Below are 18,547 nucleotides of genomic sequence, written 5' to 3'. Positions count from 1 at the left end.
GTTTTGTTGGAGAAGAGTTAGAAAAATCTGAGTACTTGAAATCAATATATTATTGATTTTGTGGATTTATTATTAAAAGCTTAGTATTTTGAAATTAGTGGTCGAAAATTTCTTTCAAATTCTTGTTTTTAGCTACATTTTGGATATTGAGTAGGTTGTGTGCATGGTATGGATGGAATTAAGGAAAATATATGAAACTAAAATTAATTAAACTAACTAAAGAGTATGAATTAAAGCTTGGTGAGATGATTGATGAATGGAAGATTGACCAAGAAATGAATAACACAAACTCTTCTCCATGGTCAATATTTAAAAATGATTACCATGATTTTGACTATTATCTAAATAACTTAGAAATAAAATCTAAAACTGAAAATAAAGTTCCAGATTCAGTTTTCTTCCTTTTAGATGAAGAAAGAGATAGGCTTTTAGGATCTGTAAATATTCGCCACTATTTAAATGAGTCACTTTTGAAAGAAGGTGGACATATTGGAGATGGAATAAGACCCAGTGAGAGAAAAAAAGGCTATGCAACAGAAATGGTAAGACTAGCTTTGATAGAGTGTAAAAAATTGGGAATTGCAAGAGTACTTATGATTTGTGATAAAGAAAATATAGGATCAGCTAAGTCTATTATTAAAAATGGTGGAGTACTTGAAAATGAGTTTGTTAACTCGGATGGTAAGACAATTCAAAGATATTGGATAGACAATTAATTGTGTTTAAAAGTACAGCGTAAAACTACAATAGAGCAATAAAAAATTTATATTAAAATTTAAAACCCAGCTTTATCACAATTGATAATAGTCGGGTTTTTGTTTTGTGGTAAAATTAAATTAACTAAAAAATTATTCTATGAATTTAATGGAACTAATCGAATCTAAAAGAGGAGAAAAAAATGAATATAACACAAAAAGATATGAAAATACTATTGAAATCTCAACAAGGTGAATTGGACGTTGTGTTAATGTATCGTGCACTTGCAGATACTGTAAAGGATGCAAATGATCAAGAAACTTTTCGTAAGCTTGCTACAGAAGAAGGTCATCATGCATCGGTATTCCACAATCTTACAAAAGAAAATCTGAAACCTAAAAAAACCAAGGCGATAATTATTCCTTTGCTTTATAAGATAATAGGAAAGAAAAAATTATATAAACTAATTGCAAACGGAGAATACAATGCTGCTAATACCTATGCACCAGTTGCTGAAAAATTCCCAGAAATAGAAAGTGTCAAAAACGATGAAAAAAGACACGGTGATATTGTAAACTCATTAATTAAGAATTAATTTGGATTTTAATAAATAATACTATTAGCGTTATAATTTTCTTGTGAGATGAATTAATAAATACCACAAAATAAATAGGAGGAAACGATGAAAAAAGAAATTGAAACAACTTATTCTATATTCCCTATGCCAGTTTTGATGGTGGCCACCTTTAACGAAGATGATACTGCAGATGTAATGAATGCTGCATGGGGAACTATGCTCAACAGAGACACAGTAGCATTAAATTTGTCAGAAACTCATAAAACTGTTGAAAATATCAAAGCACGTAAAGGATTCGTAGTACATGTGGCAGATGCAAAACATGTTGTTGAAGCTGACTATTTCGGGGTTGTTAGCGGAAATACTGAGAAAGACAAATTCAAAAAATCAGGATTAACATTTGAAAAATCCACACTCGTTGATGCTCCAATAATCGACGAATTTCCAGTTGCTATCGAATGTGAATTCATAGAATACAAAAAAGATAATAATGGAATTGGAGTCATTGGAAAAGTAATCAGAACATCAGTAGATGAAGAACATTTTGACAGTGATAAAGTAAACGTTGATTCATTAGAGGCAATTGCTTTTGACCCATATACTCTTGGGTACTACAAAGTAGCTGGAAGAGTAGGCAATGCTTACAAAGATGGTTTACAACTCAAATAAACAAAAAAGCTTTTAGGGTTTTGTAATCTTAAAAGCTTTTTTTATTATGAAAAACTTAATAAAAATGATATTCGTTTTTGATTGTTAACAGTATTAGTGTTATAATATAAGTATAAGAAATCATAAAATACACAAAGGAGGATATTATGAAATTAGAAGATTTTACAGAAAAAGAACAAGCAGAAATTGACAAAGGACTATCTTCAGCAGAAATCAGCGACAAAGAAGCCGCAGATAAAATATTAGCATTAGTTCCAGATGGATGGATCAAGAAAATTCCATTTTTTGTAAGAAAACATTCAACAACAAAAACAATCGAAAGAATTGCCAACCAATATCCTGAACTTTACGCTGTAGCAAAAAGAGAAGGCGAACTTCCTGAAAAAGAACGTGACGAATTGCAAAAAATCATTACAGATATTTTTAAGGAAAAAATGGAAAAACACAACATAAAATAATTAGAGAATTTCCTATGGACACTATAATAGTCAATGATAGAATCAAACTTGTTCCCTATTTCGAAAATTACGATATTACTTTGAAATGGTACAAAGATAAGGATGTGTGCAAACAAGTAGACAACATTAATTTCGTATATGATATTGATAGGCTTCAAAAAATGTACAATTATTTGAATACAAATTAAAAGCGACAAACTTGTCGCTTTTTTAGTTGCAAAAATTTACCAAACTATTTCAAAACTTTTGAACTAATTATTATATTGATATTTTTAATGCAACATCGTAATATTGCATTGTTTGATAAGCTTTCAAATTTTTATAAGAACTGAACTTGCCGTAAACATATAGGCAGATAATGAGATTATATAGAAAAAATAGATGGAGTTATATATACAATCATGTTTCTTGAAATGGGAATGATATATGATAATGATATAAATAAATCTGTATATTATGATATAGGTCTTTTGTAATTTCGTTTTATTAAAGCTAGTAATCTGTATAAAATATTTATTGAATCGGAATTTAAATAATGCTAAAATAAAAATCAAGAAGTACATAATAGTAGTTGGGGTTGGTTTATTTGCACCAGAAGCTTTACCAGAAGTAATACCTGCTATATAAGGGGGCTTTATTATAATAAATTATTTCTTAAAACTAGAATATAATGCTAAAAACATTATAGTATTAACATTAGAAAAAGACTCTCAAGATCTTGCAATAATAGTTTATGAAGATTTAAATAGAGCAGAAAATATAGATATTGATTTTCCGTATTATAAAGAACAAATTGAAAGTGTTCCTGAATACATTGATAAAAGAAATCTTGTTTCTATAATGATATTTCCAATTTTTAATTTAGCTAAAGCTAAAAGGCTAGAAGAAGAAATAGAATCTGTAGCTGATTATTATATCGAACATAGAGGGAAAATTAATACAAAGATAAATTGGATTAACGAAAAAAAAGTTACAGATTTATACAAGAATATAGATACTAACAAAATAAGTTTATTAAAATATTTATTTGAATTTTGTGAGAATAAAACCTTAAAGGATAATATAAGGAGTTGTGACTTTTCTCACTTAAATCAGTGATACAGCATCCACAAAAGTATGTACTTTATATTTCTATACCTAATTTTAGTAGGTGGCAATTTAAACATTATTTAATACTTAAATCCAGATCTAAGACTATTAAAAGGTATCGGATTAATATAACTGATTGAAGATAAAATAAATGGTAGATTTAATTAAATTGTGAGGAATCATAAAATTCGATATAAAATAAAGGAAAATTAACATGAACACAATTACCGTCAATGAAAACATCAAACTTGTTCCCTATTTCGAAAATTACGATACTACTTTGAAATGGTACGAAGATAAGGATGTGTGCAAACAAGTTGACAACATTGATTTCGTATACGATATTGATAGGCTTCAAAAAATGTACAATTATTTGAATACTCATGGAAAGTTGTTCTACATTGAATACAATAACGAATTAGTTGGAGATATTTCCTTAACTGATGACAATGAAATAACAATAGTTGTGTGCAAAGAATTTCAAAACAAACACATCGGACGAAATTGTGTCAAAAAGGTTTTGGAATTAGCAAAAGAAAATGGATTAAAATCTGTCACGGCAAATATCTACGCTTTTAATCATCAAAGCAGAAAAATGTTTGAAGCTGTAGGTTTTAAGCAAATCGATGAAGAATTATTTGAATACAAATTTTAAGCGGCGAACTTGTCGCTTTTTTTGTTGAAAAAATTTAGTAAACTATTGTAAATCTTTTCCACTTATTATTATTTTGATTTTTTTAATGCAATATCGTAATATACAATATCGTAATATTGCATTGTACGATATTGTGTTCTATAATATAGTTGAGGTGAGAATATGAAATTTATTGGTCGTGAACATGAACTTGAAAAACTAAATACAGAATTCTCTAAGGAAAATTTTTCTATGTGTGTAATTTACGGTCGAAGAAGAGTCGGAAAAACCTATTTGATTCAAAAATTTATGAAAGAAAAATCTGGATCGTATTTTGTCGGTGTAGAATCTGATAAGTTTATCAACTTGAATCATTTGTCACAATCAATTTATAAGGCTTGTAATTATTATGGAAATTTACCTACATTTTCTGATATTGATCATGCATTTAGATTTTTATTTGAGTATTCCGTGAATCACAGAATCGCGTTCGTTATTGATGAATATCCATACATTGCTGAGTCCTTCCCTTCAATTTCTTCAGTTCTTCAAAATTTGATTGATGAGTATAAAACGACAAGCAAATTGTTTTTGATATTATGTGGTTCATCTATGAGTTTCATGGAAAACCAAGTTTTAGGATATAAAAGCCCTCTTTATGGAAGAAGATCAATTCAACTAAAAATCAATCCTTTTTCCTATAAAGAATCTGCATTATTTGTGAAGAATTATTCTAATCATGACAAGGCAATTGTTTTTGGATTAACTGGTGGCGTTGCAGAATATCTAGTTTTTTTTGATGATTCTATTAATTTACAAGAAAATATAATCAATAATTTTTTGTCGGTGCAAGGCAGATTATACGAAGAACCTTCTAATTTATTAAAACAAGAACTCAGAGATCCAAAACGATACAATGATATTTTATATTTAATATCCAATGGACATACCAAAGTATCTGAAATATCCAATAAATTAGGTGTGCAATCTGGCTCAATCAGTCCTTATCTTGAAAGTTTGATAGAACTTGGAATTATTGAAAGAAAAACCCCTGTGACTAATCGCAAATCCAATCGACCTATTTATTTGATTAAAGACACGATGTTTAATTTCTGGTACAAATTTGTACAACCTAATCTCAATTTGATAAATCTCGAATTAGGTCACAGAGTATACTCAGAAAAAATAGAAAATTCTATAAATGATTATATGGGTAAAATTTTCGAAAAAATTTCGATAGAATACTTGGAATACAGAATCAAATCTGGAGATTTGAGCTTCTTACCTACTGATTACGGCAATTGGTGGGGAAATGATTCTCTTCGTAAAAAACAATCAGAGATTGATATATTAGCTTACGACAGTGAAAATTATCTGTTCGTGGAATGCAAATGGAGAAATGGACTTTGTCCGAAATCTGTACTCAATGAACTCATTGAAAAATCGAAAATATTTAACAGCAACCAAAAATTTTACTGGATAATTAGCATGTCTGGCTTTGAAGATTTTTCATACGATGACAATGTTGAGCTTATTACTTTAGATGACATGTACGCTTAGTTTTATATGATAATGTGCAGGCTAAATTACCGTAATTTATTTGATTTGTGGTATCATTAATGTATGACAGAAATCTTTTAAGGGAGATTATGATGAATAATAGAGAATTAATTATAAAATTATGGTTTAAAATGTGGTTAGAACAAAAAGACTTTGGAATAGATAACATTTTTGCTGATAATGTTGTCTACACAGAATGTTGGGGTCCAAGGTACTCAGATAAAAAAACTATAAAGATATGGTTTGATGAATGGAATACTCGCGGTAAGGTTATAAAATGGGATATTTTACAAATATTTCATCATGAAAACCAATCAGTTGTTCAGTGGATTTTTGAATGTAAAATGAGTAACGGCGACTTTTCAAGTTTTGAAGGAATTTCGCTTGTTCTATGGAATGATTCAGAGAAAATTATTGAACTAAAAGAATTTCAATGTGATATCAACAACTACAATCCTTATGAAAATGGAAAAACACCTAAATTCAGAAATGATTTCCAAGGGTAGTATATGTTAAAAAAAGCGACTTTACAAGATATAGAAAATTATTTGGACTTTTCATATAATTTATCACAAGATTTGACAACTTCAGCATTTCCAACTTATTTGGATGGTATCAAGACTAAAAATGATTTTTACAAATCAGCATATTCATCATTTTCAAAATCAAATTCAAAAATACTCTTATTTATAAATAATGATGAAGTGTTAGGTTGGATTGATTATTATTGGATTGAACAAGACCATTATTTAGGCTTTAATGTATTTAATATTCAAAATAATCAACAAGAAGTTATTGAAGAATTTATTGAATATTCAAAATCCAGATATCCAAACTATACGATTTATTTTGGTTTTCCTTCAGATAATACACTAAGTATTGAGTATTTGAAAAGTATAGATTCTGAAAAAATTGACGAAAACTACGTATACACTTTAAGTTTTGAAAAATATTCTCCTTTAGAATGTGATGGAGACATAGTTAGTGTTAATATTGAGAATTGGAATGATTTTCGAGATTTACATGATAAAACAAGTGATATTTACTGGAATTCCGATAGGCTTTTCAACGCTTTAAATTCAAAGTCAAATAAGAAATGGAATATTTTTTTATATTACGAAAAAAATATTTTAAAAGGATGTATTTATTTTGTGTACACGCCTTTACTTATGGAGATCTTCGGGATTGATTATAAGGATGATTTTGACGAAAATATAATGCGAAGTTTATTGATTAAATGCTTGAATACATCAAAATTAGATAATCAAAAACATACTACATTTTTTGTTGAAGAAAAGGAAAGAAAAATAGTTGAAAGTGTGGGTTTTAATTTCATAACGAAGTATGAATTGTATACTATTAGTTTAACCGATTAAATGTATAATTTTAAGGAGGGTTTTTATGCTTGAGTTTTTGAAAAAGGGAGTTTTTAGTGGAACTGATGAGTTTTTGGAACAAAAAAGTAAATTGATTTTGAAAACTTCAGAAAAAACATTCGACTCTCCCCTATTCGATATAGTTTTAGATGAGATAGACAAGATTTCAGAAGATGCGTTAAGAAATTACAAGGAAGTAAGATCTGGTAAGAAGACTTACTTTTTCTCGTTGGAATTTGTGGGCGAAAGTTTCATTCAAGCGACTTTTATTCCTAATGCTTACGAATGTGTTTATCATATTGAATATATGAAGGATATTGCTGACAGTTTGGTGAAGTGTGTCGATGATGTGAGTGTCGAAGACACAAAGGATTTGTTCAAGGACTTTTATAATAAAAAGCCTTTGAGTGATGACTTTGATTGGGAAGATATGAATATTTAAGGAGGTTTTATGGCTAGATCGATTTTAATTTACAATATGCCTGAAAATATTAAAGAATTTTTGAAGATTGAATCTGAGAAGCACGATTTTGAAATAATCGAATGCGATGATTCTGATTTGTGCACTAAAATATCTGTGCTTTTAAAAGAAGAAGACGGCGAAAAAATTGAGTGTGCTGAAGAAGGTGTTGATATTAATTTTCTAATGATCAATAAATTCAACAACCAAATTTTAAATAGATTTTTGAAAGATATGCAACGTGAGAATATTTACATTCCAAACAAATGCGTGACTACTGAGCACAATATCAATTGGCCACTTAAACAACTTCTTTTGGAAAACAAAGAAGAGCACGAGGTGATGACGATTTACAAGGAGCTTGCTTCTCTCAGATCACAAGCTATTCAATTGTACAAAGAAAATGACAATGATGAACTTTATGAAACTATTACTGAAGTCACTGAATATATGCAACCAAAAGAATTTGAAAAGGATGAACTTATCAGAAGATTCAACCATTTAAAATCAGTTATAGAAAGAATTAGCTAGATTTATTTAACTCATAGTCAAAGTAATAAACCCCTCATGCTAAGAATATCATACGGAGAAAATTGCTTTGATTTCAATTCGAAAAAATCCGTAAAAATCGAACTGTTTGAACGTAAGTGAGTTTTCGATTTTAGGATTTTGAGATTTAGAAATCAACAATTTTTGTAGTCCAGATATTCGTGTATGAGGGTTTGCTTACATATTAGAATTAGCAATAGCTAATTCTTTTTTTATTTGACACGATATCACAAGTGTGCTACGATTATGATACAGTATGATACAAGAGGAGGTATGTATGATTACTTTTGAGAATGTGACAAAAAAATATGACAAGAAAATCGCTTTGGATAATTTGAATCTTACAATTAATAGCGGCGAAATCTTCGGTCTTATTGGACATAACGGAGCCGGTAAATCAACTACGATAAAATCCTTAGTTGGTGTTATAAAACCTGAAGAAGGGACTATCAAAGTTGACGATATTGATGTAAAAGATAATCCAATGGAAGCTAAGAAAAAAATCGGATATGTATCTGACAGTCCAGATATGTTTTTGAAGATGACTCCTTACGAATTTTGGAGATTTGTAGGAACGATTTATGAAGTTGAAGAAAACAAATTCAATGCTACTTGCAAGATGCTTTCCGAAAAATTTGATTTGACAGAATTCTTCCAACCTATCGAATCTTTTTCACATGGTATGAGACAAAAAGTTTTCGTAATAGCTGCTCTGTTATCTGATCCAGATGTGTGGGTATTGGACGAACCGTTGACAGGACTTGACCCACAAAGCTCGTACAATTTGAAGGAAATGATGAGAGAACACGCCAACAAAGGAAATACTGTTTTGTTCTCAACTCATATTTTGGAAATTGCAGAAAAACTTTGCGACAGAATTGGAATTTTGCAAAAAGGAAAACTTATATTCTTAGGTACAGTTCAAGAACTAAAAGATTTACATCCGGATAAATCTTTGGAAGAAATTTATCTTGAAATGATAAAATCACACGATGAGGTTCCAAATGAACAAAACTAAATTAAAAGAATTGATGAAAATCGACTTATTGAATATAAATCCTATGCTCACAGGGCAAATCAGACAGAAGACCAAGCCTGCTGAGAACAAAAGTATTTACAAGAAAATTATCAGACAATATATAATGTCCGCTGTGATGATGCTTGTAATTTACGGACTTATGTTCGGACTTATATTTGATTACAGCAAGGCCCCTAAGGCGTATGATTTGTTCGTGTTTTACTTGGTAATTCTGGGAACTTTGCAAAACTTCATCAGCGTATTCAATCTGTTTTATGAAAACAAGGATTCGTTGAAGATGTCCTACTTCCCAATTAGTCAGAAAGAAATGTTCATATCCAAGACGTTCTTGACAATGTTGAGTTCGTTGACAGTTCTAAGTCCGATTTTGTTGTTGTCGATAAAGTTTTTCATTGATTTCAAATTCAATATATTCTTGGCAATTTTGTTCGGAATTTTGAATTTCGTAGTTTTATTCGTTTTTACAATAATTTTGAATATTGTCGTTGCGGAGCTTTTGGTGAGAACATCCGCTTTGTACAAATTCAACACGCAAATAATGGTTGGACTTAATATCTTCATTCAAGTCGTTGCCATAGTGTTTGTAATTTTTATTCAAAATTCAAAAATCATGAAGAATGCCACAGGACTTGGCCCTATTTCAGGATTACTTCACAATCCATTATCGGCGATTATTTTCATAGCTGTATTGGCAGTTATTGAAGTGATTTTAGGAAAGGCAATCCTAGAATTTGCATCGAAGAACTTGTACGAACACATGAGCGATATTCAAAACAGAAAAAATTCTGTCAGAAGAACTAAAGTTGACAAAGAACCAAGCAATATCGGCAAGGAAATGTTCAAATACAACAAAATGCTTTTGAGTGATGCTACAACTATCACATCGTGCATTTTATTCCCAGTGATGTTCCCAATAATAATGACATTTACAAACTTGTCAAATATGAGAAGTGACCTCGGAACAAATATTTCCGATTTGCAATCACTTGCTGTTGCACTCAGCATTTCATTTATGTACAGTGTGTTCATCGGACTATTTCCTATGAATCTACAATCGATAATAGTTTCATTGGACGGACAAAACCACGATTATTTGATGAGCCTACCAATAAATAAGAAAACTTATTTGAACGAAAAAGTAAAATTCTCAGCTCTAATTATGGGAGCATTATCTGCACTTGCAATATTAGGATGTTCCTTATTCTTCAGAGTAAAAATCTATTTCGTAATCGTTGCAATTGTGTTGAATTTAATATCTATATTCGTATTTTGTAGATTCAAAGTCGCAGGAGATTATAAACACAAGTACGTAAATTGGTCGAGCATTTCAGATATAATGAACAGACAATCCAAATTCGCCTACGTTATTAAAATGATGGGACTTTCATTTTTGACGATAGCAATATTCTCAATTGTAATGTTTAGCATCCAATCAGCTCCTATTAAATGGATTCTCATAGGAATATTAATTCCATGGGCATTAATAGTAATAGGAATTGAACTTTACAATCAAATCGGTTTTTGGAGAAAAATAAAATAGACACACAAAAATCATCCTAGTCAATAAACTTAGGATGATTTTTTAATATGCTATTAATGCGTAAATTTATTTGTGCTCTTCGTAGTATCTTGTTCCCAATACATCAGCTGTTAATACGAAATCTCTTAATTTTTCCGGAGTGATTTCTCCAACTACGTTGTGAATAGTTTCTCCTTCAACACAGGCTTTTTCGCAACCTACCATTATATTTTCAGCTTTTATATTCATATCTTTCAAAGTGATTGGAAGCCCAACTTTGTAGCAGAAATCCATTACCTTCATCAATTCATCTTTTGGAGCTGATTCCATCAACAATTGCACTATCGTACCAAAAGCTACGATTTCTCCGTGCATTGCAGACACACCTTCTATTTCAGTAAATCCGTTGTAGATAGAATGTGCCGCTGCAAGTCCACCATTATCAGCACCAACACCACTTAGATAAGTTGCTGCTTCAATAACTTTTTCTACAGATTCATTCAACAAATGATTATCCACAGATTTTTTGGCAATTTCTCCATGTTCAAACAAAATTTCATTGCACAATTTGCAAAGTGCCATCGCTGATTCACTAATTCCACCATTTTCTAGTGAAGGTGCATCAACTTTTTTGCAACTTCTTGCTTCGTAGTAAGTTCCCAAAGCATCGCCCATTCCTGCAACCAAAAATCTCACAGGAGCGTTGGCAATTATTGTCGTATCCACGATTACCATGTTAGGATTATCTGGATAGAAAATATATCTGTCAAATGTGTGATCGTCATTGTAAATAACTGAAAGTCCAGTACATGGAGCATCAGTCGCTACAACTGTAGGAACTACCAAAACTGGTTTGTTTTCATAAAATGCAGTAGCCTTTGCAGTATCAATAGCAGATCCACCACCAATCCCAACAACTGCATCGATTTTTTCATCGACTACGATTTTTCTCATTCTCTCTATTTCTCCATTGGAAGAAATCCCTGAGAATATTTCATATTTTCTGAAAGCGTCAGTTCCTTCAAAACTTTTTTCGATTTTTTCCTTACAATCGTTCAATCCTCTTTTTGAAGATACGAACAAAAACCTGTTTCCATAATCCTTTGCGTATTTCCCAAATTCATTCAAAGCGTCTTTGCCTTGAACGTATTTTTGTGGTGTTCTAATTAATTTTAACATTTAATTCTCCTTTCGTAATTTTGATATACAAGGTTATTTATTTAACATTTATGTTCAATAAACCTCTAAAATATTTATACCCAAATTTAAAAAAACGAAAACAGCGACAAACTTTTTCGTTCATCGCTGTTTATTTTTTAATTATTTTGGTTGAATGTAGTCTACTAAGAAAAGTTTTTCTGTTCCATCACTTGTAACTCTTACAACGACATCTTCTTGATCTTTATCGTTGTATTGTCTAGTTAATATGATGTCTCCTTTTTCAAAGCTGAAATTATACGGAAATGATTGATTGTAACCTATTGTCGTAAAATCTTTGAAATATTCCGCATCTTTAATTCGGTATAATTTTTCGTGAGGATATGGAGAGTACTTGTGACTTATAATTCCATAATAATCTGCTTCAAATTCTCTTCCATTATATGTGATTTTTTCTGTTGAGATTGGTTTGAGATTTTTACTTTTCAACAAATTAACTGTGTGAAGATTTTTAATTTTATCTTGTATAATCTTCGTCATATAATCGTTAACATAACCCACTCCATTTATATGTGCCAATCCAAAAAATCCAATAACATCTCCTTTTGTCCTGTTATATGTATTCATAAAGTTTTCTGCCATCATTTTGTCTCTGTACTCACTGGCTTTTAAATGATCAACTTTTTCTTTGCCATAGAAATTCTTGCCTTGTTCTATAGCTTTTTCAGTAAGTTCAATATCTTCTTTGTCGCCCTTTTCTTTTGCTAATTTTAGGTAATCCTTGCCGATGATATCATAAGCATGTCCCACATCGACACCGTAGAATCTAATATCATTCATTTCTTTCTTAATAGTTTTATAAAATTCAATAGTGTAATCATAATCATAATTTCCATATTCTTTAAAAAAATCATACATTTTGTTCAAATACTCATCATTATCTGATTTCATCCACAAATTAAGATATTGTGCACAATAATGAGGAGACTCTAGAAAATAATTCCTACCACCTTTTTTGTAGTAATCTCTCAAAATGTTTAATTCTTCATTATAAATAGGTTTTATATCGTGGTCTTCTCCATACAAATACACATCCCTTTTTCCAATGCTGCATGAGCACAACATTAAAAGCGCCATTACAATTGCAAATATTTTCTTCTTCATAAATTCCTCCTGCTTGCTTATACATCCATTCTACCACAAAATAAAAAATCTCCTCAGCAAATAAATTTGCCGAAGAGATTTAAATTCATATTAATGGTGTCTTATTATTTTTGCAGGCATTCCAACTGCTGTGCAATCACTTGGAACATCATGTAAAACAACTGCACCTGCACCGATTTTCGCACGATCTCCAATTTTAATCGGCCCCAAAACAGTCGCTCCAGTTCCAATTACAACATTATTTCCTACAATCGGATGACGTTGGTGATCTTTTTCGTTGCCAGTACCACCTAATGTGACATTATGGTAGAAGTGGCAATTGTCCCCGACAATCGCAGTCTCTCCAATTACAACTGCCATCGCATGATCTATGAATAGATTCTTTCCGATAGTTGCACCTGGATGAATTTCAATTCCTGTTTTACGCCTCGCTCTTTGTGAGAAAAATCTCGCAACAGTTGTGTGCTTTTTTCTGTAAAAATAATTTGCGATTCTATGATAAATCAACGCCCTCACGATTGGATACATAAATAACGCTTCAAATTTCGTGCGACATGCAGGATCTTCTTTTAAAATAAAATCACCGTATTCAGATAATCTTTTAATTAGCCTCATTTTCAAATAATTCAGTCGACAAGTATCTTTCTCCAGTGTCTGGGAGAACAGTAACTATCGGACCATCAACTTTCTCTAACATTTTTAATGCGCCAAATACATTTGCGCCCGAAGAAATTCCCACCAAAAGTCCTTCTTCTTTTGCAAGTCTTCTTGCCATATCCAAAGCATCATCACCCTTTACAGTGATTACTTCATCTAACATGTCTCTATCCAAAATTTCTGGAATAAAGTTTGCTCCAATTCCTTGGATTTTATGTCCACCAGCTTTACCAGTGCTTAACAACGCTGATTCTTCTGGTTCAATTGCCCACACTTTAACATCTTTATTTTTTTCTTTTAAGAAATGTCCAACACCACTGACAGTTCCACCTGTTCCAACACCAGCGATAAATCCTTTAACCTCTGGTAATTCAGAATAGATTTCAGGACCTGTGTATTTTTCGTGAGCCAATGTGTTGTAAGGATTTGCAAATTGATTTGGCATAAAATATTCGCCAGTAGCTTCCATTTCCTTCGCCTTATCAACGGCTGCTTGCATACCACCTTCGCCAGTCAAAATAATTGTCGCACCATATGCTTGCATCAATTTACGTCTTTCGATAGACATTGATTCTGGCATAACAAGTGTAACTTCGTATCCCAAAGTTTTACCAATCATTGCAATAGCAATTCCCGTGTTACCACTTGTTGGCTCAACAATCTTCATGCCTGGTTTTAATGAACCATCATCAATCGCACCTCTAATCATTTCAAGAGCTGCTCTGTCTTTGATTGAACCAGTTGCATTTTCCTTCTCAACCTTGACATAGATATTTCCATTTCCTATGTTTTTCAATCTAACAAGTCTTGTATTTCCAATAGTATCTAAAATATTTTTCATTTTTCTCTCCTTTGTTTCCATATACAATAAACCACATTTGATTTTATGTCTATAGTTTAATATAATTTAATGAAAAAGTACGTTGTTAAAACAACATAAGAGGTAGAAATGGAAATATTAAAATCAGAATTATTTAAAAACTTCTCAAAACAAGAAATCGAACAACTATTAAACTCAAATTTTATTTACCAAAAATCCTATAAAAAACACCAATACATATACAAATCCGGAAACATAACAGACACATTCGGATTAATACTCAAAGGAAAAGTTAGATTAGAAATCACAAATTATTGGGGAAGTAGAATTATACTTTCAAACAGAAACAAATTTCAAATTATAGCAGAGTCCTACGCAATAAGTGGCGAAAAATTAATCATAGATGTAATCGCAAGTGAAGACTGTGAAATCTTGTTCATAAAAACAAACCAAATTTTCGCAAATCACAACGATTACAACGACAAATTAATCAAAAATCTTCTCCTCATACTATCGAACGACAACTATTCACTATCACAAAAACTTTGCCAATCCTCCTTCAAAAAAATTCGCCAAAAACTATCCGTGTACCTAAGCTCTGTCGCCCTAAAAAAAGAAACCAACCAATTCGACATACCATTTAATAGACAAGAACTAGCAGATTACCTAAACGTCGACAGAAGTGCACTATCGAAGGAACTAATGGAAATGAAAAAAGAAGGACTACTCGACTACAACAAAAACCACTTCTCACTCCACAAAAACTTCAAGGAAGAATACTTCTACGTAATCTAGTCGCGTCTACTCTACCAGAATCTGACAATACGGATTTTTTTATGTGAAATCTCTCAGCATTCCAGCAAACAATCGAAGCTTAAGAATATCCTCTGGAGAAAATAATCATAAATTCAAGCGAAGTTAGTCGTTAAAAAATTGTGCTGTCTGAGTGCGTAGCAAGAGTTCACAATTTTAGGCTAACGAGCTTAGAATTTATTTATTTTCGTAAGCGAGATATTCGATAGCGAGATGTTTGCTTGTATCCCAGCAAGCTTTTTGTCATTTGAATTTTTCAGCACTCAAGTTTCTTGCCACAAAAAAATGCCCCTATCAAACGATAAGGGCATCTCTAATTTTATTGTTCTTTAATTATTTCTTCTGTAACATTAGAAGGAACTTCTTCATATCTCACAAATTCCATTTCAAATTCTCCCCTTGCTTGAGTCATTGATCTCAAATCTATTGAATATTCGAATAATTCTTTGTGAGGAGCTTCTGCGATTACTACTTGGTTACCATCTTCGTCAGATTCCATTCCCAAAATTTTACCACGTCGTTTGTTCATATCTCCCATTACATCTCCCATGTATTCTTCAGGGATTTTGATTGTAACTTTCATAATAGGTTCTAATAAAATTGGTTTCGCTTCTTCAATTCCTTTTTTAAATGCGATTTGAGCTGCGATCTTGAATGCCATTTCATTTGAATCTACTGGGTGATATTTTCCATCGTAAAGTATCGCCTTGACACCAACTACAGGATATCCTGCCAAAGGTCCCTTTTCCAAAGATTCTTCCAAGCCTTTTTCAACTGCTGGGAAGAAATTCTTAGGAACAGCTCCACCGAATACTTCTTCTTCAAATACAAAGTTTTCTTCAGAATCTGTCAATGGTTCAAATCTAATAAATACATCCGCAAATTGTCCAGCACCACCAGATTGTTTCTTGTGTTTTCCTTCGACGTCTGATTTTGATTTGATAGTTTCACGATATGCAATTCTCAATGGAACAACTTCTGTTTCTACTTGGTATTCATCTTTTAATCTGTCCATCATTACTTGAAGTTGAACATTGCCTCGTCCACCAATTAATAATTGCTTAGTTTCATTATTTCTTTCAGATACAAATGACAAATCTTCAGTTTGCAATTTAGTTAATGCTGTTGAAATCTTGTCATCATCTGATTTTGATTTTGGTTGAATAGCAAAGAATAATGTTGCAGGTTTTAATTTCAAACGTTTGTAAACAGTTGGATCATTCTTATCAGAAATAGTATCTCCTGTTTCTGTTTCAACCAATTTGCTAATTTCACCAATGTCACCTGCGTGAACTTCATCGGTTTTTATTTGTTCCTTGCCACGTAAGAAGAACAAATCACCAATTTTTTCATCAACTTCCTTGCTTGAATTATATATTAAAGTATCTTTGGTTATTTTACCTGATATAACCTTGAAAATTGAAATCTTTCCAACAAAAGGATCCACAATTGTCTTAAATACAACTGCACTCATTGGTTCGTCAACAGAGAACTTACGTTGCTTGTCGTCTGCATGTCTGAATCCGTATTTTGCTCTTTCATCGTCAGGTGTTGGCATGTATTTTTCGATAATTTCTAATAAAACATCAACACCTACTCCTGTAAGCGCACTTCCTGCAATAAGTGGTACACAACTGCCTTCAAGTAGTGCTGATACTAAAGCTTTTTTGAATTCTTCGTGAGTAAATTCTTCTCCGTTGAAATATTTTTCCATCAAATCATCGTCTGTTTGAGCGACAACTTCACAAATTTCATCGAATACGACATTAACTTCATCCACTCTATCTTCCGGAATAGGAACTTCCTTAAATTCGAAACCATTGTATTCATATGCTTTCTTGTCGATAACATCAATAACTCCCTTAAAGTCTTCGCCTTCTCCAAGAGTCAAAGTGAAAGGAATAATATTATTACCAAATCTTTCGTGCAAATCACTTACGCACTTGTTGAAGTTAGCGTTTTCTTTGTCCATCTTATTAACAAATATAATTCTTGGAAGATCGATAGATTCTGTATAACGCAATACTTTTTCTGTTCCTACTTCAATTCCATTAACTGCATCTATAACGATAAGCGCTGCTTCAGATGCTCTTAATGATTGGTACACTTCTCTTTCAAAATCAAAATAGCCCGGTGTATCAATGAAATTTATTTTTATGTCGTTATGTTCGATTGGAATAACAGAGCTGGATATAGAAATACCCCTCTTCATTTCTTGCTTAGAATAGTCTGAAACTGTGTTTTTGTCCTCAACTTTTCCTACTCTGTTAATCACATTGGTTAAGTATAGGCATGCTTCAGTGAGTTGAGTTTTTCCACTTCCACTATGCCCAACCAAGCTAAGATTTCTGATTTTGTTTGTTGGATAAGATTTCATAATTGTGCCTCCTATTATTTATAAGAAAACATTTGCATTTTTATTGCATAGTTTAATACGCAAATTGATAAATAAATTTGCCAAACAATATTTATAATATCGTTTGCAAAATGACCGCAACGTTTCTCTTATATTATTAAAATATATATACCCAAAAATCAAAATTCCTAACAACCTAAAAATTATTATATAAAAATTCCTCCTTACATATTTATATTTTTTAAAATGAGATTTTATTTTGCTTGAATCTAAATCTAACATCTTATATCTACATAAGAGGTGGTTTTATTCTCTGATATCATTCAATCAACACACTTAAATGTACAAAAAAAGCACCTTTAATATATTACTGTATAAAGCATAGTAGTTTGCTTAATTAGTCTAATATTTCTATCGATTTGATATCTGATTCGTAGAAAATCCAACAATAATACCGTCTTACACCTGCATAAAATAATCATCACGCACAATATCTTTCTAAAATAAGATAATTAGCCTTATAAAACATAAAACCTCTGTATTTTCAATAAAACTAAGTCTTTTTTCATATATGATGCCCCAAATTTTTTCTTAAATATATAAAAATTAAAGGCAGGTTGATAAAATAACCACCTGCCTATCTTAGTTAAATATATTCTTAAATTCTTACTTTTATAACCATCAAATCGCTATCCTCAAGAGCCTTAAGAGCATGGATTTCATTAGGATCCATTGTGATTATATCACCTGGGATTATTATCTGATTTCCGTTCTCTCCCTTAAAATCTACCTTGCCCTTATAAATTACAACTACTACACTTTTATCTGACTTGTGACTTGGTATTTCATCGCCCTTTTTGATTTGTAGGTGGGTTATTTGTAAATTATCCTCATCCACCAAATGCTCAAATTTGCCGTCTAAAATATTCGCACTTATTTTTTTCATATTTTCT

General features: G+C 31.3%; 20 protein-coding genes. 14 read left to right on the top strand and 6 right to left on the bottom strand.

All coding sequences use genetic code 11. The annotated features are described in order from the left end of the window. Positions 1-191: 191 nt before the first annotated feature. From ACU68W_RS04985 to ACU68W_RS04925, 13 genes are all read left to right on the top strand, one after another. Positions 192-716 carry a GNAT family N-acetyltransferase gene (locus ACU68W_RS04985; protein WP_102164671.1) on the top strand — a complete coding sequence of 175 codons (525 nt, stop codon included), beginning with the start codon at positions 192-194 and terminating at the stop codon, positions 714-716. Between the two features lie 182 nt (positions 717-898). Continuing rightward, positions 899-1,291 (top strand): ferritin family protein, encoded by a 393-nt coding sequence (locus ACU68W_RS04980; RefSeq protein WP_094223170.1) that lies wholly within the window; start codon positions 899-901, stop codon positions 1,289-1,291. A gap of 87 nt (positions 1,292-1,378) precedes the next feature. Next, entirely contained in the window at positions 1,379-1,942 is a 564-nt protein-coding gene (locus tag ACU68W_RS04975; protein WP_094223169.1) for a flavin reductase family protein, read from the top strand. A gap of 146 nt (positions 1,943-2,088) precedes the next feature. Then, positions 2,089-2,400 carry a hypothetical protein gene (locus ACU68W_RS04970; RefSeq protein ID WP_094223168.1) on the top strand — a complete coding sequence of 104 codons (312 nt, stop codon included), beginning with the start codon at positions 2,089-2,091 and terminating at the stop codon, positions 2,398-2,400. A gap of 14 nt (positions 2,401-2,414) precedes the next feature. Further along, positions 2,415-2,588: a hypothetical protein gene (locus ACU68W_RS04965; RefSeq protein WP_446756200.1), complete on the top strand. Its 174-nt coding sequence runs from the start codon at positions 2,415-2,417 to the stop codon at positions 2,586-2,588. Between the two features lie 1,115 nt (positions 2,589-3,703). Then, positions 3,704-4,144, top strand: a complete 441-nt coding sequence (locus ACU68W_RS04960; protein WP_102164280.1) for a GNAT family N-acetyltransferase — start codon at positions 3,704-3,706, stop codon at positions 4,142-4,144. Between the two features lie 162 nt (positions 4,145-4,306). Next, complete coding sequence (locus ACU68W_RS04955; RefSeq protein WP_102164279.1) at positions 4,307-5,683, top strand: ATP-binding protein; 1,377 nt, start codon at positions 4,307-4,309, stop codon at positions 5,681-5,683. A 92-nt stretch (positions 5,684-5,775) separates the two neighbouring features. Then, a complete protein-coding gene (locus ACU68W_RS04950; RefSeq protein ID WP_102164278.1) occupies positions 5,776-6,189 on the top strand; it encodes a conjugal transfer protein in 414 nt (137 codons plus the stop codon). A gap of 3 nt (positions 6,190-6,192) precedes the next feature. Then, positions 6,193-7,059, top strand: a complete 867-nt coding sequence (locus ACU68W_RS04945) for a hypothetical protein (RefSeq protein WP_102164277.1) — start codon at positions 6,193-6,195, stop codon at positions 7,057-7,059. Positions 7,060-7,084: 25 nt separating this feature from the next. Beyond that, positions 7,085-7,501, top strand: coding sequence for a hypothetical protein (locus ACU68W_RS04940; RefSeq protein ID WP_446756199.1), 417 nt, complete (start codon positions 7,085-7,087; stop codon positions 7,499-7,501). A 9-nt stretch (positions 7,502-7,510) separates the two neighbouring features. Then, entirely contained in the window at positions 7,511-8,050 is a 540-nt protein-coding gene (locus ACU68W_RS04935; RefSeq protein ID WP_446756198.1) for a DUF3783 domain-containing protein, read from the top strand. A gap of 295 nt (positions 8,051-8,345) precedes the next feature. Then, positions 8,346-9,086 (top strand): ABC transporter ATP-binding protein, encoded by a 741-nt coding sequence (locus ACU68W_RS04930; RefSeq protein WP_278731837.1) that lies wholly within the window; start codon positions 8,346-8,348, stop codon positions 9,084-9,086. After that, positions 9,073-10,647, top strand: coding sequence for an antibiotic ABC transporter permease (locus ACU68W_RS04925; RefSeq protein ID WP_446756197.1), 1,575 nt, complete (start codon positions 9,073-9,075; stop codon positions 10,645-10,647). Before ACU68W_RS04930 ends, ACU68W_RS04925 begins: the two co-directional genes overlap by 14 nt. 66 nt (positions 10,648-10,713) lie before the next feature. Here the strand turns inward: ACU68W_RS04925 and ACU68W_RS04920 are convergent, their stop codons facing one another. The 4 genes from ACU68W_RS04920 to cysK all read right to left on the bottom strand — a co-directional run bounded on the left by ACU68W_RS04920 (position 10,714) and on the right by cysK (position 14,446). Further along, the gene (locus ACU68W_RS04920; RefSeq protein WP_094204076.1) at positions 10,714-11,805 is read right to left on the bottom strand and encodes a glycerol dehydrogenase; all 1,092 of its coding nucleotides are present in this window, start codon (positions 11,803-11,805) and stop codon (positions 10,714-10,716) included. A gap of 141 nt (positions 11,806-11,946) precedes the next feature. Then, a complete protein-coding gene (locus tag ACU68W_RS04915; RefSeq protein WP_446756196.1) occupies positions 11,947-12,948 on the bottom strand; it encodes a hypothetical protein in 1,002 nt (333 codons plus the stop codon). Between the two features lie 90 nt (positions 12,949-13,038). Further along, positions 13,039-13,563, bottom strand: coding sequence for a serine O-acetyltransferase EpsC (gene epsC, locus ACU68W_RS04910; RefSeq protein ID WP_094223158.1), 525 nt, complete (start codon positions 13,561-13,563; stop codon positions 13,039-13,041). Further along, positions 13,550-14,446, bottom strand: coding sequence for a cysteine synthase A (gene cysK / locus ACU68W_RS04905; RefSeq protein ID WP_446756195.1), 897 nt, complete (start codon positions 14,444-14,446; stop codon positions 13,550-13,552). Before cysK ends, epsC begins: the two co-directional genes overlap by 14 nt. A gap of 108 nt (positions 14,447-14,554) precedes the next feature. Between cysK and ACU68W_RS04900 the strand changes: the two genes are divergently transcribed. Further along, positions 14,555-15,220, top strand: a complete 666-nt coding sequence (locus tag ACU68W_RS04900; RefSeq protein WP_094223156.1) for a Crp/Fnr family transcriptional regulator — start codon at positions 14,555-14,557, stop codon at positions 15,218-15,220. Between the two features lie 337 nt (positions 15,221-15,557). Here the strand turns inward: ACU68W_RS04900 and fusA are convergent, their stop codons facing one another. Beyond that, entirely contained in the window at positions 15,558-17,615 is a 2,058-nt protein-coding gene (fusA, locus tag ACU68W_RS04895; RefSeq protein WP_446756194.1) for an elongation factor G, read from the bottom strand. 637 nt (positions 17,616-18,252) lie between these two features. Continuing rightward, positions 18,253-18,540 (bottom strand): AraC family ligand binding domain-containing protein, encoded by a 288-nt coding sequence (locus tag ACU68W_RS04890; RefSeq protein ID WP_094204083.1) that lies wholly within the window; start codon positions 18,538-18,540, stop codon positions 18,253-18,255. Positions 18,541-18,547: the final 7 nt, after the last annotated feature.

This window comes from Finegoldia sp. P2-F-LR, assembly GCF_052932265.1.
The sequence above is the reverse complement of the archived record's forward strand: the minus strand, read 5'-3'. Positions and strand labels throughout refer to the sequence as shown.

Coding starts and splice junctions, on each gene's coding strand:
- ACU68W_RS04935 (WP_446756198.1), top strand. CDS start 7,511: ATGGCTAGATCGATTTTAATTTACAATATGCCTGAAAATATTAAAGAA.
- ACU68W_RS04980 (WP_094223170.1), top strand. CDS start 899: ATGAATATAACACAAAAAGATATGAAAATACTATTGAAATCTCAACAA.
- ACU68W_RS04955 (WP_102164279.1), top strand. CDS start 4,307: ATGAAATTTATTGGTCGTGAACATGAACTTGAAAAACTAAATACAGAA.
- ACU68W_RS04950 (WP_102164278.1), top strand. CDS start 5,776: ATGAATAATAGAGAATTAATTATAAAATTATGGTTTAAAATGTGGTTA.
- ACU68W_RS04975 (WP_094223169.1), top strand. CDS start 1,379: ATGAAAAAAGAAATTGAAACAACTTATTCTATATTCCCTATGCCAGTT.
- ACU68W_RS04890 (WP_094204083.1), bottom strand. CDS start 18,540: ATGAAAAAAATAAGTGCGAATATTTTAGACGGCAAATTTGAGCATTTG.
- ACU68W_RS04960 (WP_102164280.1), top strand. CDS start 3,704: ATGAACACAATTACCGTCAATGAAAACATCAAACTTGTTCCCTATTTC.
- ACU68W_RS04945 (WP_102164277.1), top strand. CDS start 6,193: ATGTTAAAAAAAGCGACTTTACAAGATATAGAAAATTATTTGGACTTT.
- ACU68W_RS04920 (WP_094204076.1), bottom strand. CDS start 11,805: ATGTTAAAATTAATTAGAACACCACAAAAATACGTTCAAGGCAAAGAC.
- ACU68W_RS04965 (WP_446756200.1), top strand. CDS start 2,415: ATGGACACTATAATAGTCAATGATAGAATCAAACTTGTTCCCTATTTC.
- ACU68W_RS04900 (WP_094223156.1), top strand. CDS start 14,555: ATGGAAATATTAAAATCAGAATTATTTAAAAACTTCTCAAAACAAGAA.
- ACU68W_RS04940 (WP_446756199.1), top strand. CDS start 7,085: ATGCTTGAGTTTTTGAAAAAGGGAGTTTTTAGTGGAACTGATGAGTTT.
- ACU68W_RS04985 (WP_102164671.1), top strand. CDS start 192: ATGAAACTAAAATTAATTAAACTAACTAAAGAGTATGAATTAAAGCTT.
- ACU68W_RS04970 (WP_094223168.1), top strand. CDS start 2,089: ATGAAATTAGAAGATTTTACAGAAAAAGAACAAGCAGAAATTGACAAA.
- ACU68W_RS04930 (WP_278731837.1), top strand. CDS start 8,346: ATGATTACTTTTGAGAATGTGACAAAAAAATATGACAAGAAAATCGCT.
- epsC (WP_094223158.1), bottom strand. CDS start 13,563: ATGAGGCTAATTAAAAGATTATCTGAATACGGTGATTTTATTTTAAAA.
- cysK (WP_446756195.1), bottom strand. CDS start 14,446: ATGAAAAATATTTTAGATACTATTGGAAATACAAGACTTGTTAGATTG.
- ACU68W_RS04925 (WP_446756197.1), top strand. CDS start 9,073: ATGAACAAAACTAAATTAAAAGAATTGATGAAAATCGACTTATTGAAT.
- ACU68W_RS04915 (WP_446756196.1), bottom strand. CDS start 12,948: ATGAAGAAGAAAATATTTGCAATTGTAATGGCGCTTTTAATGTTGTGC.
- fusA (WP_446756194.1), bottom strand. CDS start 17,615: ATGAAATCTTATCCAACAAACAAAATCAGAAATCTTAGCTTGGTTGGG.